General features: G+C 29.9%; 21 protein-coding genes and 1 other annotated feature. Of the genes, 6 read left to right on the top strand and 15 right to left on the bottom strand.

The genetic code is table 11. From position 1 onward, the window contains the following. Window positions 1-126 precede the first annotated feature (126 nt). A complete protein-coding gene (locus KPL55_RS08135) occupies window positions 127-396 on the top strand; it encodes a late competence development ComFB family protein (protein ID WP_216306218.1) in 270 nt (89 codons plus the stop codon). A 38-nt stretch (window positions 397-434) separates the two neighbouring features. On the opposite strand, the gene KPL55_RS08140 is transcribed toward KPL55_RS08135, so the two are convergent. The 3 genes from KPL55_RS08140 to KPL55_RS08150 all read right to left on the bottom strand — a co-directional run bounded on the left by KPL55_RS08140 (window position 435) and on the right by KPL55_RS08150 (window position 4,277). Continuing rightward, entirely contained in the window at window positions 435-809 is a 375-nt protein-coding gene (locus KPL55_RS08140; RefSeq protein WP_216306219.1) for a T9SS type B sorting domain-containing protein, read from the bottom strand. Window positions 810-1,007: 198 nt separating this feature from the next. Continuing rightward, window positions 1,008-2,732: a phospho-sugar mutase gene (locus KPL55_RS08145; RefSeq protein WP_216306220.1), complete on the bottom strand. Its 1,725-nt coding sequence runs from the start codon at window positions 2,730-2,732 to the stop codon at window positions 1,008-1,010. Window positions 2,733-3,317: 585 nt separating this feature from the next. Beyond that, the gene (locus tag KPL55_RS08150) at window positions 3,318-4,277 is read right to left on the bottom strand and encodes a serine hydrolase (RefSeq protein WP_216306221.1); all 960 of its coding nucleotides are present in this window, start codon (window positions 4,275-4,277) and stop codon (window positions 3,318-3,320) included. Between the two features lie 356 nt (window positions 4,278-4,633). On the opposite strand from KPL55_RS08150, the gene KPL55_RS08155 reads away from it, so the two are divergent. Then, window positions 4,634-5,545, top strand: a complete 912-nt coding sequence (locus KPL55_RS08155; RefSeq protein WP_216306222.1) for a transposase — start codon at window positions 4,634-4,636, stop codon at window positions 5,543-5,545. Window positions 5,546-5,802: 257 nt separating this feature from the next. Here KPL55_RS08155 and KPL55_RS08160 read toward each other — a convergent pair whose 3' ends face one another. Further along, window positions 5,803-7,170, bottom strand: a complete 1,368-nt coding sequence (locus KPL55_RS08160; RefSeq protein ID WP_216306223.1) for a sensor histidine kinase — start codon at window positions 7,168-7,170, stop codon at window positions 5,803-5,805. A gap of 3 nt (window positions 7,171-7,173) precedes the next feature. Beyond that, the gene (locus KPL55_RS08165) at window positions 7,174-7,854 is read right to left on the bottom strand and encodes a response regulator transcription factor (RefSeq protein WP_216306224.1); all 681 of its coding nucleotides are present in this window, start codon (window positions 7,852-7,854) and stop codon (window positions 7,174-7,176) included. 138 nt (window positions 7,855-7,992) lie between these two features. Between KPL55_RS08165 and KPL55_RS08170 the strand changes: the two genes are divergently transcribed. Continuing rightward, window positions 7,993-8,184 (top strand): DUF1450 domain-containing protein, encoded by a 192-nt coding sequence (locus KPL55_RS08170; RefSeq protein WP_216306225.1) that lies wholly within the window; start codon window positions 7,993-7,995, stop codon window positions 8,182-8,184. A gap of 178 nt (window positions 8,185-8,362) precedes the next feature. On the opposite strand, the gene KPL55_RS08175 is transcribed toward KPL55_RS08170, so the two are convergent. Together KPL55_RS08175 and KPL55_RS08180 are read right to left on the bottom strand one after the other, a co-directional pair. Beyond that, a complete protein-coding gene (locus tag KPL55_RS08175; protein WP_216306226.1) occupies window positions 8,363-9,412 on the bottom strand; it encodes a C40 family peptidase in 1,050 nt (349 codons plus the stop codon). Between the two features lie 298 nt (window positions 9,413-9,710). Continuing rightward, the gene (locus KPL55_RS08180; RefSeq protein WP_216306227.1) at window positions 9,711-11,834 is read right to left on the bottom strand and encodes a sensor domain-containing protein; all 2,124 of its coding nucleotides are present in this window, start codon (window positions 11,832-11,834) and stop codon (window positions 9,711-9,713) included. A 253-nt stretch (window positions 11,835-12,087) separates the two neighbouring features. Beyond that, window positions 12,088-12,308 (top strand) — a binding site (T-box leader). A 107-nt stretch (window positions 12,309-12,415) separates the two neighbouring features. On the opposite strand from KPL55_RS08180, the gene thrS reads away from it, so the two are divergent. Further along, a complete protein-coding gene (gene thrS, locus KPL55_RS08185; RefSeq protein ID WP_216306228.1) occupies window positions 12,416-14,353 on the top strand; it encodes a threonine--tRNA ligase in 1,938 nt (645 codons plus the stop codon). Between the two features lie 177 nt (window positions 14,354-14,530). Here the strand turns inward: thrS and KPL55_RS08190 are convergent, their stop codons facing one another. Then, window positions 14,531-16,189, bottom strand: coding sequence for a glutamine--tRNA ligase/YqeY domain fusion protein (locus KPL55_RS08190; protein ID WP_216306229.1), 1,659 nt, complete (start codon window positions 16,187-16,189; stop codon window positions 14,531-14,533). Between the two features lie 931 nt (window positions 16,190-17,120). Here KPL55_RS08190 and KPL55_RS08195 point away from each other — a divergent pair. Further along, window positions 17,121-17,405, top strand: coding sequence for a CD3324 family protein (locus KPL55_RS08195; RefSeq protein ID WP_216306230.1), 285 nt, complete (start codon window positions 17,121-17,123; stop codon window positions 17,403-17,405). 44 nt (window positions 17,406-17,449) lie between these two features. Here KPL55_RS08195 and KPL55_RS08200 read toward each other — a convergent pair whose 3' ends face one another. The 3 genes from KPL55_RS08200 to KPL55_RS08210 all read right to left on the bottom strand — a co-directional run bounded on the left by KPL55_RS08200 (window position 17,450) and on the right by KPL55_RS08210 (window position 19,847). Then, window positions 17,450-18,502 carry a Gfo/Idh/MocA family protein gene (locus KPL55_RS08200; protein WP_216306231.1) on the bottom strand — a complete coding sequence of 351 codons (1,053 nt, stop codon included), beginning with the start codon at window positions 18,500-18,502 and terminating at the stop codon, window positions 17,450-17,452. 84 nt (window positions 18,503-18,586) lie between these two features. Then, window positions 18,587-19,351, bottom strand: coding sequence for a DeoR/GlpR family DNA-binding transcription regulator (locus KPL55_RS08205; RefSeq protein WP_216306232.1), 765 nt, complete (start codon window positions 19,349-19,351; stop codon window positions 18,587-18,589). A gap of 25 nt (window positions 19,352-19,376) precedes the next feature. Beyond that, on the bottom strand, window positions 19,377-19,847 hold the full coding sequence (locus KPL55_RS08210; RefSeq protein ID WP_216306233.1) for a heme-degrading domain-containing protein: 471 nt from the start codon (window positions 19,845-19,847) through the stop codon (window positions 19,377-19,379). Between the two features lie 421 nt (window positions 19,848-20,268). Between KPL55_RS08210 and KPL55_RS08215 the strand changes: the two genes are divergently transcribed. Next, on the top strand, window positions 20,269-20,532 hold the full coding sequence (locus KPL55_RS08215; RefSeq protein ID WP_216306234.1) for an HPr family phosphocarrier protein: 264 nt from the start codon (window positions 20,269-20,271) through the stop codon (window positions 20,530-20,532). A 63-nt stretch (window positions 20,533-20,595) separates the two neighbouring features. On the opposite strand, the gene KPL55_RS08220 is transcribed toward KPL55_RS08215, so the two are convergent. From KPL55_RS08220 to KPL55_RS08235, 4 genes are all read right to left on the bottom strand, one after another. Beyond that, entirely contained in the window at window positions 20,596-21,810 is a 1,215-nt protein-coding gene (locus tag KPL55_RS08220; protein ID WP_216306235.1) for an EAL and HDOD domain-containing protein, read from the bottom strand. A gap of 196 nt (window positions 21,811-22,006) precedes the next feature. After that, entirely contained in the window at window positions 22,007-22,921 is a 915-nt protein-coding gene (locus KPL55_RS08225; protein ID WP_216306237.1) for a metal ABC transporter substrate-binding protein, read from the bottom strand. A gap of 232 nt (window positions 22,922-23,153) precedes the next feature. Then, the gene (locus tag KPL55_RS08230; protein WP_246599349.1) at window positions 23,154-24,836 is read right to left on the bottom strand and encodes a ribonuclease J; all 1,683 of its coding nucleotides are present in this window, start codon (window positions 24,834-24,836) and stop codon (window positions 23,154-23,156) included. A 990-nt stretch (window positions 24,837-25,826) separates the two neighbouring features. Continuing rightward, window positions 25,827-26,255, bottom strand: coding sequence for an arsenate reductase ArsC (locus KPL55_RS08235; protein ID WP_216306239.1), 429 nt, complete (start codon window positions 26,253-26,255; stop codon window positions 25,827-25,829). Window positions 26,256-26,375 lie beyond the last annotated feature (120 nt).

Genomic DNA, 26,375 nt, shown 5'->3' on the forward strand with positions numbered 1-26,375 from the left:
TATTATTATACTTCTTTGTAAATATTAATAATTCTGCTTATCAATGTATATTTTAACGTTTATCTTACTATTTATATAATATGTCATTTAGCAATTAGTAATTAGTAATTAGCAAGGAGGATTATAATGTATACCTTGAAGAATTTTTCTGAAACTGAAGTAAGTAATCGATTAAATATGATGTTAAATGATTATGATAATATTTGTAAATGTGAAAAATGCAAATTAGATATTAAGGCTTTGGCGTTGAACTCTTTATCAGCAAAATATACCGTTTCTGAGCAAGGTGAACTCTACACGATTTTATTATCTGAAATTAACAAACAGGAAGCAGTTGATGTTACATCTGCTCTTGTAAGAGCTATAGAAATAGTATCTGCTAATCCTAAACATTAGTTAGTTTAGGACCCACAATGGTTACTATTTCACTCATTTTATCTGCGCCATTTAATATAAAATTTTCCCTTAGCTTTTGTAGCAACCACATTGATAGTATACACTTGAGTCTCAGTCACGGTAAATGCTACTTCTCCTGAGCCAACAGACACTCTCTTAACTTCGTTTCCTTTCTGATCCTTTACATTCATCTCTAATTTACCTTTTTTCGCAATAATTGTGTAGGTAATTTTCGCATTTTCGCCTGCATCATATTTTACCTTTCTACTTTCTGTACCGTTAAAGTACTTAAAAGACGCATCAAAAGACATACCATAGTTATTACCAACATAACCAATTTTCGATTTGGGTTCTCGGGTAGAAAACACTAATAAAATGCACCCTACTATAACTAAAATTGAAATAACAATCATAATTATTTTTGTATTTTTTTTATTCATAATTTATTCTCCCTTCACTAATATTTCAACTACTCTATTACAAGTTATATCTATCCTAGTAATTTTTTTATATTACCATAGAGGGTGAATAACATATTAGGGATTCACATAATGCTAATTGTTATGTTGTAGCATTACATGAATCCCTTTAGTATATATTTTTAAATTTGTCTATTTTGTGCTTTGAAGTTTTTCTATTATTACATCTTTCATTTCTACTAATTTTTGTTCTCCAAGTTCTAAAGTTTCTCCCTTAGAATACATGTATATTTTAATTTTCGGCTCTGTACCTGAAGGCCTTACAGCATACCAACTGCCATCATCAAAATAGAATTTAAGTACATTGGATTTTTCTATTCCACTAGGTTCTTCTTTACCACTAGCTATGTCATATGATATTTCTGTCTCATAATCAATAAACTTAGTAAGCTTTGCACTGCCAATTGTTTTTAGATAATCTTTTCTATATTCTATCATCATTCTAGAAATTCTTTCTTGTCCTTCTATACCTTCTAAAACCAAGGATATTAAGTTTTCTCTATAATATCCAAACTCTTCATAAATTTCATCTAGTATATTTATTAATGTTTTACCTTTTGACTTATAATATGCCGCTGCTTCACATAAAAGCATTGAAGCTATTACTGCATCTTTGTCTCTAACGAAAGTTCCGGCAACATAACCAATGCTTTCTTCATATCCAAATATAAATTCGAAACTATTGTCTTTTTTGAAGTCATGTATTTTGCCACAAATATTTTTAAATCCTGTAAGAACTTCAAATGTTTCTACTCCATATTTCTTAGCTATAGCTCTTCCTAGATCGCCTGTTACTAATGATTTTACAATAGCTGCGTTGGTAGGAAGCGTTCCTTTTTCCTTCATTCCCTCAATAACATATTTTATGAGTATTGCTCCAGTTTGATTACCATTAAAAGCAACATATTCATCCTTCTCACCCTTAACCATTATTGCAAGTCTATCACAATCTGGATCAGTAGCTATTAGTAATTCTGCGCCTTCTTTTTTGCCAAGTTCCTGGGCATATTTAAATGCTTTTACGTCCTCAGGATTTGGGTATCCCACTGTTGTAAAATCTGGATCTGGTTTTTCTTGCTCTGGAACTACAATTATATTAGTAAATCCTCTTTCTTTTAAAACTCTTCTTACAGGCATGTTTCCCGTTCCATTTAGAGGAGTATATACAATTTTTATATCTTTATCTATGTTATCTCTTATCGCTAGTCCTAATACTTTCTCCGTGTACTCATCATCCATAGCTTTTCCTAGCATTACTATTAATCCCTTTTCCCTAGCTTCATTCATATCCATAACTTTTATTAGGCTAAAGTCTGTAATATTTTGGATTTTCTCAGTTATGCCTTTTGCTACAGGTGATAAAATTTGAGCTCCATCTTCCCAATACACTTTATATCCGTTGTATTCGCGAGGGTTATGACTAGCAGTTACCACAATTCCTGAAGCAGTATGTAAAGTTCTTACTGCGTATGATAATTCTGGAGTGGGTCTTAATTCTTCAAATAAATAAGCCTTTATTCCATTTGCCGCTAGTACTTGCGCTGCTCTTGCTGCAAATTCTTCTGAGAAATGTCTACAGTCGTAAGCTATCGCTACGCCCCTGTCCATATATTCCTTGCCGTAATCTTTAATATAATCTGCGAGCCCTTGAGTTGCTCTTGATATAATATATAAATTCATTCTGTTAAGTCCGGCACCGAGTTTACCTCTAAGCCCAGCAGTTCCAAATTCTAAATCCATGTAAAATCTATCTTGAATTTCTTTCGTATCGTTAGATATTGATTTTAATTCCTCTCTTGTTGCCTTATCAAAGTATTCGTTATTTAACCATTCTTCGTATTTCTTTTTATAAGTCATCTTAAATCACGCCTTTCCTAATAATTATGATTTGATAACATTATACATTACTTTAATGACTAATTAAATATCAAATGTGAAATTGAGGATAATTTTTACAATTAAGACTAAACCTTGTAACAATTTTGTCTTTTGTTCATAAGATATATTAAGATGCATTAATGACACCCCAGAAGGAATTCCTCCTTGGATACAATTAAGTTAGTGATTATTTTTAATGACTGTTAAATAACCATTATCTATATATCCTTTTGAACTCATTAATGGGATCTTTTTATTGATTTATTATTTTAAATCAATAAACCCTCTTGCTCCTTGCTCCTTGCTAAACAATGTACTTTTATTCAATGTACTTTTCCTCAAACAAAGACCTCTATTTTAACAAATTCATCAAGTTTGTTGAAATGAGGTCTTTGTTATTTTTGGGGAGTGGTAAAGATTAGGGATCGAAGATGGGGGACGGTTAACAATTTTTTGACTAAAGTTGTAGCTAAAAATGTTTGATAAAGATGGGATAAAGACGGGGGACGGTTAACAACTAATTATTGCAATAATTAGTTGTTAACCGTCCCTTTGCTTTTCTCTTTATTTTTGATCATCATATATTATCTTAGATACTTGTCCAATAACCTCATTTGCCTCTACAATTCCATTTGTAAAAACAACGAGAATATATGGGTTATCCTTATATACAATCGCTGTATCATTTACAGTATCATTGAAGTTACCCATCTTATGAGCTACAATTTCCTTTGGAATGTATTTGTCTATTCTGTCATGGCATTCTGTGTTTTCCATGGTTTTAATCATATCAGCATAATATTTATTATTCTGAGGGTTTAAATATAATCTTTCTAGTATTTTAAAGGAATCTTTTGGTGTAATGTTATTTCCATCGTGAATTATTGGATGTCCCACAATTTTCTCAATGTACTTATATCTACTTTCGCTGCCTACTTTTCTTAAAAGCATATTTATAGCTATATTATCGGAATACTTTATTGAGTAGTCACTTAAGGTCTTTATTGCAATAGGTTTAGTTAAATCCATACCTTGAAGTATTCCTGCACCATCTTCAAAATCGACTTTTTCAAATACTAATTTTTCATTTATATCGATCTTTTTTTCCTGAACCATATCATACATAAGCATATTTATAGGTACTTTTACAGTACTCGCTGCTAGAAATTGCTTGTCCGCATTTATTTCAATAGTTTGCTTAGAGTTTATGTCATAGTAAACCATACCAAATTTATTGATATCACTCTTTACAAACGTTCTAATCTTTTTTTCTAAAGTATCCAATCGAGATTGCTCTTGTTCTTGTAGATTTTCAATTGCTTTGGTTTGCATATATTCTAATGAATAGGCACTTTTAGATATTTCTTTAGATATTCCATAATTATTGTTTTTATTATTAGTAGATATAGTGGATATATAGTTGACTACAACACTATCACCAGCTACTACCTGCTGTTTGCTTACACTCACCGTTGCAAAAAATACCATTATTGCTAGCACAGTGACAATATTATTACTTTCCATCTACACATCTCCCCCACTATTCTCTGAAGAAACTGATAATCATTAATTATTACCGTAATTATCTCATTATTATTAATAATACACCTTTTAGATGTCATTTTTATGTCATTCTTATGTAAATAAAACTTATTACTGGTAAATTGTTCTTTTATCTTACATTATACCTTAATTTTCGTTGAAATTTGTTATTAAATTTAAAATATACTGATAAATCTAAATTTTCCACTTATAAATATAAATATTGGGGACGGTTAACAATTAATGAAATTAATTGCTTTAAAGGGCGAAATGAAGAATATCATGCCACGCCATAGGGAATACTCTTAATAAAAGTTTATGAGGAGGGAAGAGACTCTATGCCAAGAACATTTAGACTCAAAAGTGAAGAATCTATATATCATATTATGTGTAAAAGCATCACTGAGGTAAATTTATTCAAGGATGATGATGACAAGAAAAAGTATATATATTTTATTAAAAAATATAAAACCCTTTATAATTTTAAACTTTACGGGTATTGTCTAATGAATAACCATTTACATTTAATAATTGATGCCAATGGATCAGATATATCAAAAGTAATGCATGGAATAAATTTTTCCTATGCAATGTATTTTAATAAAAGACATGAGAGACAAGGTCATCTTTTTAGAGATAGATTCAAAAGTATAATAGTTGCTAATGAAACGTATTTGAAAACTTTGTCACTATATATACATAATAACCCCACAGCCATAGTTGAATACAGAAATTGTCCTGAAAAATATACTTTTTCTAGTCTATCAACATTTTTAGGCAAAAGACGCGATCTTTTCAAATTAGTGGATTTTAGATTTGTTATGAGTTTATTTGGAAGTAACGTCAAAAGTGCGCGAAAGGATTACTATGACCTCGTTTTTAGGTGTAACGAAGAAAAGTTGAAAGAAGAAATTGAATTTGACGATGAAAAATCACAATATAATGGCGACAGAAAAATACTTGTACGAAACTTTAAGGCAGATGATATCATAGAGTTTATATCATCTAAAATGAATATATCAAAGTTTCATCTTAATATGAAGTATAGTAGAAAGCTTGTACATGCAAAAGCATTAACAGTTGTTCTAATGAGAAGCCTCTGTAATTTTAACGCAAGTGATATTTCTATAATACTTGGAAACATAACTCAGGCTAGAGTATCTAGACTGAGCACTATTGGCATAGAATTGATTGGAACAGAAAAAAACTATGAAAATATTATTGGTGATTTTATAGAATATTATGCTTAGTTGCGACCAATATATAATCTTATATTTTAACTCTTACTAATTTAAAGTTTTATATTATTTTTTAATTATACTCCTATAAAAAAAGTTTTCTGTTGTAGCGTACACTGGACAAGCATTAAAATATCATTTTGTTAATTGGCTTAACAATCAAAAGCTATTTAATCCTCCTCCTAAACTTATAAAACTCTATTGCAACTAGAAAACGGTTAACAATTGTTAATTGTTAACCGTCCCCTTTAACTTAACTTATTCCAAAATTACAATATCTTTTTAAACTTTACAGTTACAACGCATCCGCTGCCTTCTTTACTTTCCACTTCTATACTCGCATTATGAAGTGTTAGTATATTCTTAACAATAGTTAGCCCTATTCCCGAGCCCTCTATCTCATGCCTACTTTTATCTCCTCTATAGAGTCTTTCGAATATATACGGTAGGTCTTCTTCTCTTATCCCAATACCTGTATCTTCTATTTTTAATGCTATTTTATCACGAATTTCTTCTATGGTAATACTAATTTTCCCTTTCGCAGGGGTAAATTTAACCGCATTTGATAGTAAATTAATAATTACCTGTTTTATTTTATCTTTGTCAGCTAAAATATTATATTGTTTACTCAAGCTGCATTCTAGTGTCATATTTATATCTTTATTCTCTGCTATTAATTCAAATTCTTTCACCACTGGCGAAAGTACATCATTTAATGAAATCTTCTCCATATTTAAAACTGCCTCATCGCCTTCAACTTCTTTTAATACATTGAAATTGTCTATAAGCTTTCCAAACCTAATAACCTCTTCGTTAAGATATATCAATCTTTCATTGTTCACTGGAAAAATGCCGTCAATCATAGCTTCAAAGTTATTTTGTAAAATATTAAGGGGTGTTCTAACCTCATGAGATATGTCTGATATTAACCTTTTCCTAATCAGATCTTGATTCTGAAGTTTTTCTCCTAGTGAATTTATACTATTTCTTAAATCCTCAAGTTCTAAAATACTACTTCTGCCATGGGACCTTTCCTTATAATTCCCGTTTGAGAGGTATACCGAGACTTTTGAAACCTCCTTTAGCGGAGTAGAAAATTGCTTTGAAATTAATAAACTAATTAATATTGTAATTAAAATAGATAGTACAACACTTATAATAATGCTCTTATTTATTGAGATTTTGAAATTTACGTCTTCTTCAGATAATAACACTGGAGCATATTGCCCTATTTCTACATAACCTACAATTTTGTCATTAGATCTGATTTCAAATGTTCTTGAAGTATAAACACCTTCATTTTTACCACTCATATGTACATTGTTATTGTGAACTATGTCACTTGCATTCATTCCCCAAACAACTTTTTTATTAATATCCTTAAGAGTAAGGCAGTAGCTGCTCATATAAGCCTCATGCGTAATTTCTATACCTGAATTTCCTGACCACTTAGCATTTTTCTTATATACCTCTTCTAGATATTTTACTATTCTTGTATTTCTCTTATCTTGTATTTCTACCAAGTACTTGTTAAAAGTTTTTGATACAGCTATATTTACTAAAACGGTGGATATGAACAGTGCTAGTATAGCTGTACATACCAAAATAATGCTTAATCTTTTTCTTATGCTTTGCATGAATTACTCACCACCAAATTTATAACCAATTCTGGTTACTGTTATTATATATTTAGGATTTCTGCTATCCTCTTCTATCTTTTTACGTATATTTTTAATGTGTACATCTATCGTTCTATCAAACCCTTGAAAATCTATCCCCATAATTCTTTCTATAAGCTGCTCTCTAGTAAATACTTTCCCCTTGCTTGCTGATAAAATCTGTACAAGATCGAATTCATTTGGTGTAAGATATATTTCTACTCCACGCATTTTAACTGTTCTTTTATCGTAATTTATCTCTAAATCTCCATTATTATAAACTTTCGTTTCAGATTTATTTATATTAATCCTTCTAAATAAGGCATTTACTCTTGCAGTTAGTTCTCTCGGACTAAAAGGCTTGACGAGATATTCATCTGCTCCAAGGTTTAGACCCTCTATTCTGTCTTCTAAGGTGCTTTTAGCTGTAAGCATGAAGATATGTACTTCAGATATCTTTCTTAGCACGTTGCACACCTCTTCCCCCGATATATCTGGCAGCATTAGGTCAAGTATTACTAAACTAAACTTAATAGTATCGAAAAGTTTAATTCCGTCTAATCCCTTTGTAGTGCAATATACACAATATCCTTCTTTTTCAAGATATGCTTTTAGTATTTCTGAGACTTTCTCTTCATCTTCAATTATTAATATATTATCCATGTTTATACCACCTCATTAAATTTGATATATCTATGTTTTTATTATTATTTTCTTCCAATAGGAGTTGAAAAATTATATTCATTATTATATTTTTCTAAACTTCTGCATAATATATAAACATGAAAAGGAGCTGATACCATGAAAGTAAAATTATGCAAAAAGAATCAATGGACTAATGCTGTCACTACTATGATAACCGAATCTCATCCAAATATAAATATATCTACAAAAAAATGTATTGATAAATGCCACACATGCAAGGTTCACCCTATAGCTAAAGTGGATAAAGAGGTATTAGTAGGCGTGGATGCAAAAAAATCTGATAATTAAAAAATTATAGCTCCTAATCAAATCTATCAAAAACTTATGTAGTTTTTATGAAGATTCTGATTTCTTAAAAACAGGGACGGTTAACAATTAATATGATTAATTGTTAACCGTCCCTGTTATTTTGAAGCTATGTTATCAATAGTTGTTAACCGTCCCCACTCTTTCAACTTTAATCTTACTATTTTACGCGCCTTCCAGTTACAAAATCTGATCTAGTCATAGGCGAAACTTTAAGCACATCTCCTGTACGAGGTGCATGTATATATGTATTATTACCTACGTAAATACCCATGTGATGAGGATCCTGGAAGGTTCCAAAGAAGACTAAATCTCCTGTTTGAAGGTTTCCTCTAGATACTTGTACACCATTTTTTATTTGATCAAATGTGGTTCTTCCTAATGATATTCCAAAATGTGCATATACGTATTGCGTAAATCCTGAACAATCAAAACCTGAAGGAGATGTACCTCCCCACAAATATGGTGTTCCAAGAAATTTTGAAGCGTATGCTATTACAGCATTATCTGATACTGCAGCTGAACCTCTTGAAGGTGTATATCTCGATGCTGATCCTGTTATGCTTACCTTAGTATTACTCGTCTGCGAAGCCGCAAGATACCCGTTGCCACCTAACTCAGATAGCAGTTTGTTTTGTGACTCTTTACTTATAATTATTTTATCTAGTTTCTGCTTATTTTCTGATTGCAAAACTAGTAATTTTTTCTTAGTAATATTTAAATTTTTCTGTTTTTCATTTAATTCTCTTTTAGTATTTTCAAATCCATCTACTATTTTTTTATCAAATGCTATAACGGTTTTTATGTTCTCTACTCTTGATACGAAATCACCAAAACTTTCTGATTGAAGTATTATACTGGTGTAACCATCAAATCCATTCATGTACATAGTTCTTATCCTACTATTAAATAACACCTGTTCTTTTTCCGCCTCTTTTTCAACCTGCTTAATCTCCTTGGCGGCAATTACTGCAGCCTTTTCCGCTTCTACTATCTTAACTTTATTCTCTTTTGTTTTAGCCATGTTTTTTTGAATTTCATTATCAAATTCTTCTATTTTTGTTTCAATTTCTTCTCTACCTGTTTGAACTTTCGTTAATGAATCCTTCTTCTGTTGTGATCCCCCATTAACCCCAACTGCTAATACAGTTAGATTTGAAGTGAAAATCAATGTCATCGCAATTACGATATTTCTAAGGGCCTTCTTCATTTTTACATCTCCTTAAACTATTTATAATTTTTAACTCATACATTCAATATACCAAAGACTTATGTATTTTTTATGAAGATTGTCCATTTTTCTCTATTTGGAAAACATTACATAAAGTTTAATTAAAAAATAAGTATAATATCGTACCGATAGATTTCACAAAAACGGTTAACAGCAATTATATAAATTGTTGTTAACCGTCCCCATCATTTTATTAGTTGTTAACCGTCCCCATCTTTTAAACCCAGGTTTCCATTAGTTGTTAACCGTCCCCCAACCTTTACCCCTCATACACCCATCAGCTATAAGGCTTAATCCAATTGGGTTTTAAAAATTTTTCTTCTATTTCATGTGCAGTAAGAGGTTTACTGAAATAATAGCCCTGTATTTCATTACATCCCATATTTTTAAGCACTTTAACTTGTTCCAAAGTTTCTGCACCTTCTGCAACAACAGTTAAGTCAATTTTTTGTGCAAGATTTATTATTCCGTCTACTATTGCTCTTTCTCTCTCATTGGTAACAATATTATCAATAAATGACTTGTCTATTTTTAATGTGTTTATAGGTAACTGTTTTAAATAACTTAGAGATGAATATCCTGTTCCAAAGTCATCTAAAGCAATTTTCACTCCTAAGTTCCTAATTCCTGTAAGTAATTTTACATTGTTATCAAAATCTTTCATTAAGACACTTTCCGTAATCTCTAATTCCACAAAATTAGGATCAATTTTTGTTTCTGCTATAAGGCTTTTTAGGGTGTCTTCAAATCTATGATTTTCAAGTTGAACAGATGATAGATTTATTGCAATAGTATCGTATATATACCCTTTGCTTTTCCACAAATCATTTTGTAGAAACACCGTTTTTATAATCCAGTCACCCATAGGAATTAATAATCCGCTTTGCTCAGCTATTGGTATGAACTCTGTTGGGCATATTGTTCCGAGCTCGGAACTGTTCCATCTTAGGAGTGCTTCAAATCCCTTTATTTTATTGTTTATAATATCTATTTGTGGTTGATAATGAATTTCAAGTTCATTGTTTTTGATAGCGCCTCTTAATCCTTTTTCTATTTCAACACGCCTTAAAACTACTTCACTCATGCTTTTATTAAAAAATGAAAATTTAGCTTTTCCACTGCATTTTGCGCTGTACATTGCCGTGTCAGCATTTTTTAATAATATACTAGTTTGATCACCATCATTTGGGAATACTGTTATACCTATACTTGCTGAAGTATATACGTGCTTATCATCTATAAATATTTCATTATTCAACAATCTTTGTAATATTTCACAACATGTGCTCATTTCTGAGTAATCTTCAACATTTCTCATTAAAACAAAAAATTCGTCTCCCCCCACTCTTGAAACAAGATCGCCTTCTCTTATAGAATCTTTAAACAATATTGCAACTTTTTTTAATAATTCATCACCATAATCATGGCCAATAGTATCGTTGATTTCTTTAAAGTTATCTAAATCAATTAACAGTATAGCGTGTTTAATACTGGTACCCTTCGCGATAAAAATCTCATTTCTCAAGGAATCAATAAAAAATTTCCTATTAGGTATATCTGTTAATGTATCATAATATTTTAATCTATTGATTTTTTCTTCAAAATCAACTTGACTTGATATGTCGGTAACTGATCCTGAAATTTTAGTTGCAACTCCTTCTTTATTCCTTAGACATTTGCCCCTAACTAAAACCCATTTTTCTCCACCACTATTAACCTTAATTTTTAGCTTGCTTCTGTAATATAAGGATTTTCCACTAATGTAATTATTAAATTCAAGTATTGCAGTATATCTATACTCTTCAACAATTAAATTTGTTAAATATTCAGCTGAGGTTATAGCCTTTATGTCATACCCTGTAATATCACTAAATTTATCGGAAGAAAAAAATTCTTTAGTTTTAAGGTCAACTTCCCAAATAGCATCATTTGCACCCTCTAAAGCTAATTTATATCTATCTTCGCTTTCTTCAATTATTACCTGCTTTTCATTTAATTTCTTAAATTGCGCTCTTAATTCCCCTTCTACATTTCTTAATTGTTCATAGGTTTCTTGTATTTCTTGATAATTCTGCTTTAACCTACGTGACCATATCTTACTTTTCTTACTAAATTCATTAATTAAAAAATATATTATAAAAGATGATATAAGAACAAATATACATCCCTTAATTGCTTGTATTTTGGCCATAAGCGACTTATTGTCAACTATAATATTTAAAATTCCATCCGAAAACAGAACCCAAAGTGCCCCAATTATTGCATATGAAATAGTTACTTTATATGGCATCTTTCTTAGTTCAATATCACCCTTAATTAATGAGTCAGTATTAAACGTATCCGCCTTATCTATTAATCTTTTTCTTGTTATCTTGTTTAAGTCATCTTTTTTTACACCCACACGTAGAAACCCCCCATTGTACATCACATGTTTAACTTTTGTATCATACCCTTATTTATCGTACTATTTCGATATTTATTAATAGTTTTTTTAAATATAGATTAATTATTATTGATTTAATCTTTGTTTTTATTTTCTACCATTATATTTTTCTACATGTATTTTCATGATTTCTATATATACTAATATGTATCATATTTATAAACTTGACATATTTATTTTTGAAGTGTTATAATTAGTGTTAATATAATAGTTTAATACTATGAAGAGAAAAGTAAGCCATGACACATTTACAGAGAAAGAGTACCTTAGCTGGAAGTATTCTAAATGTTAATCGCCGAAGACCACCTCTGAGTGACTATAATAAGGTCCGGTAATTCCGTTATAATTATTAAGTGGTTTATTAAAAATATTTTAATATTTTTAATAAACAATTTGGGTGGAACCGCGGGAGTTTATAATCTCGTCCCAATTCTATAACTAGAATTGGGACGAGATTTTTTTATTTTCAACTTATAAAAGTTATAAGTATTTATAATTTTAGTTTTAAATTAGTGAGATTTACGAAAGGAGAGATATACATGATAAATATTAAATTAAAAGATGGTTCAATTAAGTCTTATGAATCTGAAATATCTGTTTTTGAAATTGCAAAAGATATTAGTGAGGGACTTGCAAGAGTTGCTTGTGCTGGAACTATTAATGGTAAAACTGTAGATTTACGTTATGTTGTAACTGAGGATTGTGATGTTAGCATATTAACTTTTGATAGTGAGGAAGGTAAAAAAGCCTTTAGACATACTGCTAGTCATATATTAGCTCAAGCGGTTAAAAGATTATTCCCTGCTGCAAAACTTGCTATCGGACCATCTATAGATGATGGGTTCTATTACGATTTTGATAAACAAGATTCATTTTCTGCAGAGGACATTAAACAAATTGAAGCCGAGATGAAAAAAATTGTAAAAGAAGATTTACCAATAGAAAGATTTGAACTCTCAAGATCTGAAGCTATTGAATTTATGGGTAAAATAGATGAAAATTTCAAAGTTCAACTAATTGAAGACTTACCTAAAGATGCAAGTTTATCTTTCTACAAACAGGGAGAATTTACAGATCTTTGCGCAGGCCCACACTTAATGTCTACAAGATATATAAAAGCATTTAAACTTACTCAAGTTGCAGGAGCTTATTGGAGAGGTAACGAGAAAAACAAAATGCTTAGCCGTATATATGGAACAGCTTTTACAAAGAAATCTGACCTAGATGCTCATATCGAGAAAATGGAAGATGCTAAGAAAAGAGATCATAACAAACTTGGACGTGAACTCAAATTCTTTACTACATCAGAAATGATAGGCCAAGGATTACCTCTTCTTATGCCTAATGGTGCAAAGGTAATTCAGTTATTACAACGTTTTGTTGAAGATGAGGAAGAAAAAAGAGGTTATGTATTAACTAAAACTCCACTGATGGCTAAAAGTGACTTATATAAAGTATCTGGCCATTGGGATCATTATAAAGATGGAATGTTTGTACTTGGAGATGAATCTAAGGGTGAGGACGTTATGGCATTACGCCCTATGACATGCCCATTCCAATTTACAATTTATAATGCAGACCAGAAAAGTTATCGTGACCTTCCAATTAGATATGCAGAAACTTCAACATTATTTAGAAATGAATCATCAGGTGAAATGCATGGACTTACAAGAGTACGTCAGTTCACAATTTCAGAGGGTCATTTAGTTGTTACTGCTGAGCAATTAGAAGACGAATTTAAAGGTGTTGTAGATTTAATTCACTATATGCTCAAAACACTAGGAATCGAAGATGATATCACTTTCAGATTCTCAAAATGGGATCCAAATAATAAAGAAAAATATATTGATAACCCTGAAGCTTGGGCACTAACTGAAGCTAAGATGAAAGTAATCCTAGATGATCTTAAAATAGACTACAAAGAGGCTATTGGTGAAGCTGCGTTCTACGGACCTAAGCTTGACCTACAGTTCAAAAATGTTTACGGTAAGGAAGATACTATAATTACAGTGCAAATTGACTTCCAACTACCAGATAGATTTAACATGAGTTATATTGATAAAGATGGATCTAAAAAACTTCCATATGTTATCCATAGAACTTCTATTGGTTGTTACGAGAGAACACTTGCAATGCTTATAGAGAAATATGCTGGTGCTTTCCCAACTTGGCTTGCACCACTACAAGTTAAAGTATTACCTATTTCTGAGAAATATCATGATTATGCTCAAAAGGTAGTATCTAAACTTAAGGAATCTGGAATTAGAGTAGAAGCTGACTATAGAGCAGAGAAGATCGGATACAAAATTCGTGAAGCTCGTAATGAAAGAGCTCCTTTTCTACTAATAGTTGGTGAAAAGGAAGCTGAACTTAATGAAGTTTCTGTAAGAAGTCGTAAAAATGCTGATGAAGGTGCAATTGCGCTAGATTCATTTATTACAAGAATTAGAGAAGAAATAGACACTAAGTTGTTATAGAAATAAATTCTCCTGCATTACTTGCAATATGAGCTTGAAACGTGAAATTTTACTACACTTCTTATTGCAAGTCACACTGGAGAAAGTCATCCTAATAGGTCAAGAGAATAAACAAGAGCCATTACAAGATATTATCTTGTAATGGCTCTTAAATTTTATTCTTTATATTAAAATCACTTATTTTTTAATTTTAAATGAGCTTTTTAAAGATGCTATTCTATTAAAGACTAATTTATCAGCTGTTGTGTATTTAGAATCCACGTTAAAATACCCATGTCTGAAAAATTGGAATTTATCAAGAGGTTTCGAATCTTTCATATTTGGTTCGATAAATCCTTGTAAAATTTCTATTGAATCTGGATTTATTTGATCTAAGAAAGTTTTGCCTTCTTCTTGTTTCTCATCCAATATTAAAGGTTCATATAATCTAAATTCAGCTGGCACTGCATTTATTGCATCTACAAAATGAATTGTTCCTTTAACTTTTCTTCCTGTAAATCCACTACCACTCTTAGTTTCTTTATCGTATGTGCAATGAATTTCACATACATTTCCATCTTCATCTTTAATCATTTCATTACATTTTATAAAGTATGCACCCTTGAGTCTTACTTCATTTCCTATGAACAATCTGAAATATTTCTTTGGAGGATTTTCCATGAAATCTTCTTGTTCTATATATATTTCTCTTGAGAATGAAACTTGACGGGTTCCCATTGATGGATCATCTTGATTATTCTCAATAGTAAGCATTTCAACTTGTGCCTCTGGATAATTCGTAATTATAACTTTTAATGGCTTTAAAATTGCCATTGTTCTAAGCGTTTTAGGGCTTAAATCTTCTCTTATAAAGTGCTCAAGCAATTGTCCATCTACTGTGCTGTTAGCTTTAGCAACTCCAATTTCTCTACAAAAATTACGTATAGATTCTGGAGTATAACCACGGCGCCTAAGCCCTGCTACAGTTGGCATACGTGGGTCATCCCAACCATCTACAACAGCATCATCTACTAATTGCTTAAGATTTCTTTTGCTCATTACAGTATTAGTTATGTTTAATCTTGCGAACTCGATTTGTCTTGGCTTATTCTCCATTTCACAATTGTCTACAACCCAATCATATAGTGGACGATGGTCTTCAAATTCAAGTGTACAAATCGAATGGGTAATCCCCTCAATTGCATCTTCAATTGGATGAGCATAATCATACATAGGATAAATACACCATTTATCTCCTGTATTATGATGAATTGCATGAGATATACGATAAATAATTGGATCTCTCATATTAATATTAGGAGAACTCATATCTATTTTAGCTCTTAAAACCTTGCCTCCATCTTTAAATTCACCTTTTCTCATGCGATCAAATAAGTCTATATTTTCCTCAACAGTTCTATTTATATATGGGCTAACTTTTCCTGGCTCTCTTAAAGTACCTCTGTATTCTTTCATTTCCTCAGCTGTCAAATCACATACATAAGCTTTACCTTTTCTAATTAATAATAGTGCACGCTTATACATTTCATCGAAATAGTTCGATGCAAAAAATAAGTCATCCCATTCGTAGCCAAGCCATCTTACGTCTTCTTCAATAGATTCTACAAATTCTTTGTCTTCTTTTGCTGGATTAGTATCATCAAAACGCAAGTTTGTTTTGCCTCCAAATTGATCTGCTAATTCAAAGTTTAAAATAATTGATTTTGCATGCCCAATGTGCAAATATCCGTTTGGCTCTGGTGGAAACCTTGTAATAATTTCTTTGTGTTTTCCGCTTTCTATATCTTCCGTAACAATATTTTTTATAAAGTTTGATGAAGTGGTTATATTTTCCATGTTTGCGACCTTCCTTTTACTATAACTTATTTGTAAGTTTTCCCTATATTCTAATAAATATATCACAAAAACGCAATTTTTCCTAGGGTTTTAAGCTTAGCACTCTATAAAATGTTAATATTTTTAAGCATACATAGTATTTTCATCCTAACTAAAATAATTTAGGAAAAAACAATTATAATAATTCTTTAACTTGAGATTATAATTCACAATATGCAATAATGTAATTAGCCGGTAATACCCGGTAATCTAGTGAAAGGAGATGATTATATTGATATTAACTAGGGGGTGGCTTTTGACCTAAAAAAGGTCAAAAGTCCACCAAAATATATGCTTTTGATATAGGAAGGGGGAGGAACACATGCCTCCTTCACTATGTCATTACAATACAAGGTATTTATTGACATAAAAGATGGTTTATTATATAGTTGAATTGTTTGTTATAATATCATTTTATTAAACTTAAATTGACTCAATTTATAAATTATTAAAATGATTAACAAAATTAATATCAGAATAATTATAAAAATTAATTCAGATTAAGGAGGATGATGTTAAATGATAACTTTAGTTGTAACTTTCGAGGTGCTTTATCAATAACTAAATAAATTCGAAGACAGTATTATATTTTATAAATAATGTTTTTTGTTTATCTATGAAATTTTAATTAGGGAATATTGCTCTTTATTTGCTGTGCTTTCGAAATACAATTAATAACCGTCATCTGAAACGTTAAAATGGATTTAAATTTTGGCAGAATGCACGAAGTTATCGTGTTTTTTTTATTGTCATTTTTAACAGTCCCGTGGATGGTTTTTATATCCACGGGATTTTTCTATAAAAAAATAAAAATTATTAAAGGAGGTGGTTTCAATGATAAGTTCTAAAGCTTTATTAAATAACAAAAAGAATAAAGAGGAGGAATTTTATATTGTGTTACAAGAATGGGAAGGACGTACTGCCAGCAGCACTTTTAAAGGAGCTGCAAAAGTATATTCAAGGAGAGATTATATATATTCCAAAAGAGGGTAATATACGTAAAGGGTGGGGTGAAAATAATGGCACTCGCAAACTTATTCATAATCGTAATTTGGAGATATACAAAATTTATAAAAGCGGATCAACAATTACTAGACTTACAGAATCTTATAATCTGTCGGAAGATAGCATTAGAAAGATAATTTTTAATATGAATAATGAGATTTTAGAAAAATGACTTGTCTATTAAGACAAGTCATTTTTTTATATGATAATTTATTTTTATTTATTGTATACTTTATCAATTATTCTTTGACATTTTAATGCCTGTTCAAAATCAGCTGCAACTCCATCGCTATTATTAATAGAATTTTTATTATTAGAAATTTTATCAGCAAAACTTATTATTGAAGCTGTATGACAGTTTTGGAAATAACCTAAGGAGTTTCTTTTATCAGCATAATATTTTAATAAACTATCTCCTGCTGCTACATTTTTTATTTCAGTTGAATTACTTTCGTATTTATATACTTCAATTTCATAAGGATTATTGAAATTAATTTTTATGCTACCGTGACTGCCATAAACTACATAATCATCAGTTTGTTCTCTTTCAGTAAATACCCTTGAAACCTCAAGACTTCCTCGAACCCCACCAACTAACAAGAAATCACAGTTGGCAATTTCATCAACCTCTGATCTATCCTCAAAATAAATTCTAGTTTTGGATTCTACTTCTTTTATATCACCCATAGTAAATTGTATCATGTCAATTAAATGTACACCTAAATCAAGTAATGCTCCACCACCAGAATTTTTTCCAGTTCTCCAAGTATCTTTTTTCTTTTCATTCAAATAACTATCATGATATGTTCTCACTTTGAAATCTATAATTTTGCCTATAGTCTCAACTTCTAGTTCTCTTTTTAATAATGTAAGGGCTGGCATAAATCTATATACCAAAGCTACAGAATTCATTATATTATTTTCCTTAACAAGCTTTGCCATCTCCATAGCATCATTCATATTTGTTGCTAATGGTTTTTCACAATAAATTGCTTTACCATGTTCCACAGCTTTTTTTACAATATCAAAATGAGAATCATTCGGCGTACATATATCTATAAAATCAATTTCTTCATCATTTAAAACTTCTTCAATATCTGTAACATTCTTTACTCCATTTATTGGGAAATCTATAGGCTTTCTAGTTACAATATATTTTAAATTTAGTGAATACGGGAGTGAAAACCTTAAATTAGCATCATATACTCCTAATGCATGAGTTTTGGCTATGCCACCATATCCTATTATTGCAAAATTTATTTTTTTCATATTATCATACTTCCTCTCTACTATTTAAATTACTTCTATACTATATAAATTACTTCTATACTATATAAATTAGTTCTATATTATTTAAATTAATTCTACATTTATTTTCTCTAATTCTTTGCATATTTGTTCATCTGGCATTTCATCTACAATAATTGCATCTATGTCATTAATATCAGCAAACTTATATGTTCCATCATAATAAAATTTCTTATTTTCCATGACTAGGTAAACTTTTTTTCCTGCACAAATAATAGCTTTTTTTGTATTCCCATCTTCTATATCAGTTGTTGTAACACTCTTATCAAACATGTTAACTCCACAGCTACCTATAAAAGCCCTATTTACCTTGTACCTTTCTATGCTTTCTATAGTTGTAGAACCTACGAACCCATTTACTTGTTTATTAAAGATACCGCCAGTCCCTATTACCTCTACGTGATCACACTTTGAAAATGTTCTAATAATATCAATCATGTTGGTTATAACAACAAGTTTTTTATTTCCTTTTGCTATCTTGTCTGCAATTAATATGTTTGTAGATGATATGTCCAAAAAAATTGTTTCCCTTGACTTTATAAGTTCAAAAGCCTTTTCTGCAATTTTTAACTTACCCTCTAAATTAATATTGTTTCTACTTAAAATATCATCATTATATGGAGCATTCGGACGTCTTAACACACCACCTCCATACGTTCTTTTAATAATACCTTGTTTTTCCAAGTTCTTTAGATCTTTTCTTATACAATCTTCTGTTACCTCGAACCTTTTGCTTAACTCCTTCACAACTACCTTTTGGTTTTCATTTAATAACCGAATAATTCTTTCTAGCCTTTCCTCTGCAAACAAAACACACTCACCTTTCCTTATCCAATTACTTTTGTAAAAACTCTTTTAATACTCCAACTATTAAATTATGCTCTGTTATTTGGTCAACACCTGAGGATGTAATAGTACCAACCACGCCTACATTTTTAATTATTATTGGGAATGCACCTCCATGAGCGCTATATTCCTTATCAGAAATAAAATATTTTTCGTCAATTGTTTTATCTATTAGCTTTAATTTAAGACCAACACACAATGAACTGGTCCAAAATCTATTAACAACTCTATTTTTTCTAACAATCCAATCATCATTATCTGGCGTAGTTCCCTCAAATGCATAATGAAATAATTGATGACCACACTTTGTTATATCAATAGTTAACAACAAATTTTCTTTTCTTGCTTTCTCAATTAGCAGCATCCCTATTTCTAGAGCTGTTTCACTTGTAAATTCAGTGAATTGTATTATCTCTTCTTGTTTTTTTATGTCATTTATCATTTTATTGTAATCTTCCATAATACTCATCCTTTCAATATTGATTTATATTACATACACATCTTTATTCGAAATTAATAATTAATTAAACTATGTTTTTTATAAAAAAACTCAAATTCATCTTGTTTCATTATACAACACAAGAAAACAATAAACAATGATAACAAACAATAAATCATCTAACTCAGGAAAACTTCAAGACTTAAAATAATTCATATTATAAATAGACAAATGATAAATAAATGACATATATTTATGTTATAATAACTAAGTACAGCAAATTACAATTTCATAATAAAGGTTTACAACTTCTGCCTTATGGATGAGGTTATAACAGCTTTAAGAATTATCTTTGAAAAATTAGATATATTTAGATGTTTTAATGCTATCATAAAGGTTATATACAACAAGTTAATCAGCTAAATTTTAGGAGGTTTTATTAATGGCGAATATAGTTAAAATATTAAACGAACAAGGATTACATGCAAGACCAGCTTCTATCTTTGTAAAAACTGCAAGTAAATTTAAATCTACTGTTAGCATTGTACATGGTAGTGGAACTGCAAATGCAAAATCTATAATAAACATAATGAGTTTAGGTTTGAAAAAAGGTGAAGAAATTAAAATTGTTACTGAAGGCGTAGATGAAAAAGAAGCTATGGATGCATTATTACTTCTTGTAGCTAATAAATTTGGTGAAGAATAAAAAATGTCTTTATAATATAAAAAAAGCAACATATAACTTTTTAAGTTTATGTTGCTTTTTTATTTATACTGGCATTTGTTCATTTGCATAAAGTATGGCCTCACAATATGCATTAGGTAAAAACTTTTCATCTAAATTAAGTTGTTTTGAAATCTTTGATACCTCATCCCATTGACCTTCTTCATATTTTACAATCAAATGAAGTAATTTTGTATAACTATTATTCTTAACTCCATTTAGTGCATCTTTTACTTCAATGGGCAATAATAATTGATGTAATATTTCATCTAATGGTATATCCATAAGCCTATCTACCATAGATAACATTCCTATCAAATAGGCATTAAAAGAAACAGGACCTCCTATCACCTTTTGAGCAATTAGCTCTGCAAACTTTGCCCTTGTTAAAGATTCTATTATTATATTTTCAGGTTTATCTTCTCCCAAAGTTTTAAAAACAATTAAATATAACCACATTTTTATTTCTTTTTCACCAAGCAAAGATAGCGCTTGCCTAATTGATTTTATTTCACTTCTAAACACATAATTAGCTGAATTTATAAGTTTTAAAAGTTTAAAAGATAATGATACATCTCTTTTTATTAAGTCTTCTATAATTTCTATATTAAAGCTGCCACTATTAATTTCCTGTAATAATTTCATATAAATAATCTTGTTTTCTGATATTCTTTTGCCTGTAACAATTAAAGGTCTACTAAAATAGTAACCTTGAAAGTATGAGTACCCATATGAAACTGCCTCATTAAATTCTTCTAGAGTTTCAACTTTTTCAGCAATAAACTTAATATGGGGTAAATTCACATGTTCAATTACTTCTCTTCTATCATATCCAGTAGTTATTTTAAAATCCACTTTAATAATATCTGTTATCTCTAAAAGATTTTTATACTTGCTTGAATAAACAAAATCATCTAATGCTATAAGGTACCCTAACTTTTTTAGCTTTTTACATAAATCTACTATTTCCTCTGTAGGATCTACGTCCTCTAATATCTCAATTACCACAGTCTCTGGTGATAAAACCATAAAAATATCTGATTGTAATATATTTTTAGTGAAGTTAATAAACGCTTTCTTTCCTCCGGTTACCTTATCAATTCCTATATTTATAAAACTATTTTTAATGACATCAATGGTTGCTTTATCGCCATCTTCCCCTTGGAAACTATTTTTCTCACTATCTCTAAATAGTAATTCATATCCAAATAATTTATTATACTTATTAAGAATTGGTTGCCTGGCTAAAAATACATCCATAATTATCCTCCTATGCAAATCTATTTAATTTGCATTATATCTATTTTCTCTAGTATACATATTTTTACACGGTTTTACAATATATTTTATTAAATGAATTTTTCCACTAATATTTCCTATGAAATATCATAAAAATATGGCGAATAAATAGTTTTTTGAACTATATATTCGCCATATTTCATATTATATTTAGGTGCTATTTTTTTAAGCTATTATAAATATTAGATAAATTATCTTCCATACTTTCTATATACGTCTTCTTATCTTCATTACTCTCTATTGTGTATATCTTTTGTACCGAAGCCCCTACTTCTGTTGCAAGAGTTTCAGATACTCTTGGGCTAGCAAGCTCCTCCATAAAAATAACTTTTATTTTATTTTTTTTAGATAACTCAACCAATTCCTTTATTTTTTGTGGAGTAGGCTCTCCTCCTGAAAATACATCTTCTACACTATTTTGCTTTAATCCAAAATCTCTGCACAAATATCCAAAGGCAGCATGCCCTGTAACAAAATTTTTATTTTGTAATCCTTCAAATTTAACTATATATTCATTATACAATTTATCAAGTTTACCTGAGAATTCTTGAAAGTTTTTCTCATAAAAAACCTTATTTGTTGGATCAGCTTTAACCAATGCATCTTTTATATTTTTAGTTTGAATTTTTGATTCTTTTAAACTAAGCCATATATGTGGATCATATTGACCATGTTCCTCAATTTCTTCACCTTGATTTTTTATTGGATCTATTCCGGTGGATGAATTAACTACAACTAAATTCTTATCATCTATAGCTGTCAAAGTTTTATCAACCCAAGATTCCATTCCGAATCCAGTATAAACAAATAAATCAGCTTTTGTTATATTTTCCATATCTTTTATTTTAGGTTCAAAATCATGCGGTTCAACGCCCTCCGGCACCACTGTAGTCACTTCTATTTTATCTTTCCCAACAGCCTGGGCAAATTCCTTTAGTGGATTAAATGAAACAACAACCTGTATTTTAGATGAATCATGTTTTTCTTTTGCATCAGTTGCAGAGTTAGAACACCCAACTAATGTTCCTATAATACATGTTAATAAAATGAGACCAATAATTTTTTTCAATATTTTACACTCCTTTAAATCATTACCTTTGTATCAACCTTTTTATTCTATATAATTTTTTGTTGCAAATCATTTGCATTTACATTTATACTATATCATATATCTATAACTTGTCAACAGCTATTATATTTATAATTATTATTATAAATATAATAATAATATAAAAAAAGTATGTATATTTATAATACATACTTTTTTTGTACCCACTTTATATAAAAATGCAAAAGTTAGTTTTCTAGATTTCCATTATTATTGGTATAATTATTGGTCTTCTCTTAGTTTTTATATATAAAAATTGACCTAATGCATTTCTAATACTAGACTTTATTACAGCCCATTCTTTGATCTTATTATCTAAACATTGTTCAAGCTCTTTTCTAACAATGTCTCTTGCTTCATTAATAAGTTCATTGGATTCTTTCATATATACAAATCCTCTAGTTATAATATCAGGCCCAGCTACTATGCTATAAGTTTCTCTTTGTATAGTAACTACTACAGTAAGAATACCTTCTTCCGCTAAATGTTTTCTGTCTCTAAGTACTATATTTCCAACATCTCCTACACCAAGACCATCTACCATTATAGCTCCTGTTTGCACTCTTCCAGCAAATCTACATTCACTTGGAGATACTTCTAAAATTTGACCAGTTTCTCCGATAAAGATTCTTTCAGGATCCATGCCTAATTTTTCTGCAAGTAATGCATGTTGTTTAAGATGTCTGAATTCACCATGTACTGGCATAAAATATTTAGGTTTAACTAATGTATGCATTAATTTTAATTCCTCTTGGCAAGCATGGCCCGAAACATGAATCTCTTCTGTTGTATTATAAATTACATTTGCTCCCTTTTTGAAAAGTTCATTTATAACATTATATATGAATTTTTCGTTTCCTGGAATTGGAGAAGCAGATAATATAATTAAATCACCCTTTTGTATTTGAATACTTCTATGGGTTGATGATGCCATTCTTGTTAATGCAGCTAGTGGTTCACCTTGACTACCAGTAGTTACTATTGTTACCTTATCGTCTGGGTAATTACGAAGTTCTGAAACTGTGATTATATGTTCTGGTTCTATATGCAAATATCCAAGATTTATTGCTACTTCAGATATTCTCTCCATACTTCTTCCACTGAATGCTATTTTTCTTCCATTAGCAATTGCAGCATTTGCAATTTGTTGTATTCTATGAATATTTGATGCGAATGAAGCTACTATTATTCTACCTTCAGCCTTAAAAAATATTTTATTTAAAGTTTCTCCAATTACTTTCTCGGATATGGTAAATCCTGGACGTTCTACATTAGTACTATCAGCCATTAGTAGTAGTACTCCTTGGCCACCTAATTTTGCAAATCTCTCTAAATCAATAACTTCGCCATCAATTGGAGTATAATCTATTTTAAAATCTCCAGTGTGTATAATTCTTCCAATAGGTGTATGCACACAAATTGAGCAAGCATCTGCTATACTATGACTAACTCTTATAAACTCTATACTAATTTTGTCTAGCTTTATTATATCCCCAGCTGCCACTACATTCAGTGTGCAATCAGCTAGTATACCATGTTCTTCAAGCTTATTTTCAACTAATCCAAGAGTTAAACGCGTTCCATACACTGGAACATTAATTTGTTTTAAAACATAAGGTAATGCTCCTATATGATCCTCATGTCCGTGTGTTATGAAAATACCTTTAACTCTATCTTTATTCTCTATAAGATAAGTTACATCAGGAATTACTAAATCCACGCCGTACATATCCACGTCTGGAAATGAAATTCCACAATCTATAACAATAATTTCATCTTTATATTCTATTGCAGTGATGTTCTTTCCAATTTCTCCAAGTCCACCTATTGGAATAACTCTAATTTTATTTTTTCCCTTATTTCTATAATTATTATTCAATATACACCTGATTCCTAAATATTAGGCAATATTTCTGTCCTATATTTTCGATCTGTCGACTAAACATAATGGTAATGCACAGGACAAGCATTTAGTTTAGTGTTACTGTATTAACTCGATATAATATACTTCTTTTAATACAACTTACTATTCCAAGAATCTTATTCCTATTCACTAACCATAAATCAGGTTTTTCACCTACCTTTTCTTTTATATTTTTGTTCTAATAATTTTTACAATTCTTCATAATTAACTTTTTAAGAGATAATAGTTTGTTGCCGATATCCAAATCTAGCTAACTAATCTCTTTTAAACCCGTTATCCTTGTCTTAATGTCTCGATGAAACCACCTATGTTCTTTTCAGTCATTCTTTCTCCTTTCTTTTGATATTTTTAATAAGCTTATATTTCAAAGTGTCGTTATTTTATAAACATCACTTTCTTTTATATTTTGTTATTATATATTTTGTTATTTATATATTATATTACATATCTTTATGTTTTAAGAAAGACTTAAATTAATATAGTCTTTATAATTTCCTAATAAATACATTAAGTAATGTTGCCTTTATTCTAATCAAGTCTAATTATACCATATTATAATTCATTATAATATAAAAATGGGTTAAAAGTAATCGCTAAACTAAAAATAGCTCAAAATATCGATTTTTACATTTTATATAAACATATTTAAAATAAATAAGTTATTGTTATCATGTCTCCATTCTTGTATTTTATACGTTCCTTAATTAATATTTAAACCATAAAAATATGACCTATGAATTCCTCCTGCGTGGCACCAAAGAAGAATTTTAAATGGAATTTCAATATTTCTGCTCTTCTTATTTGGTGCCACTCCCGAAGAAATTCATATTATATAATATTTACGCTTAGATGTATCTATTATGGATTGAATATAAGGAAATAATAAATCTCAATTACCCGCAAACAGTTTCCTAAATAATAAAAAAAAGGACCTAAGTGGTATCACTACCACTCCAGTCCCCCACTTAGATCAATTTCATTATTTTCTACTCTTTTCATTAACTCCTTAACCTTTTCTTCAATTGTCTTTGCGACCTTTATAAACTCCGCGTCAGATTTCCCAGTTGGGTCATCAAGTCCCCAATCCTCTTCATGCCTGTGTGCAACGATTGGACACACTACATTACATCCCATTTTGATAACTATATCGACTTCTGGTATATCATCAATTAACTTTGATGTTTGAGTTTCGTTCATGTCAACCTTATATAATTCCTTTATTATTCTCACTGCATCTTGGTTAATTTGAGGTTTGGTCTCGGTCCCTGCAGAATATGAATCAAACTGTGATGATCCAAACATCTTTCCAAGCGCCTCTGCCATCTGTGACCTACAAGAGTTGTGAACACATATAAATGCTACTTTTGGTTTCATATTAGTATTCTCCTCGTATAATGTAGTTGTAAGCATTGATAATAAATCAGTCATAATAACTACGAATGTTATCACTAATCTCATATCTAATATTCGCAACTCATAATTTTATTTTATCTT

Origin of the sequence: Clostridium lacusfryxellense (assembly GCF_018861735.1) — a bacterium.
GTDB classification, from domain to species: Bacteria; Bacillota; Clostridia; order Clostridiales; family Clostridiaceae; genus Clostridium_AD; species Clostridium_AD lacusfryxellense.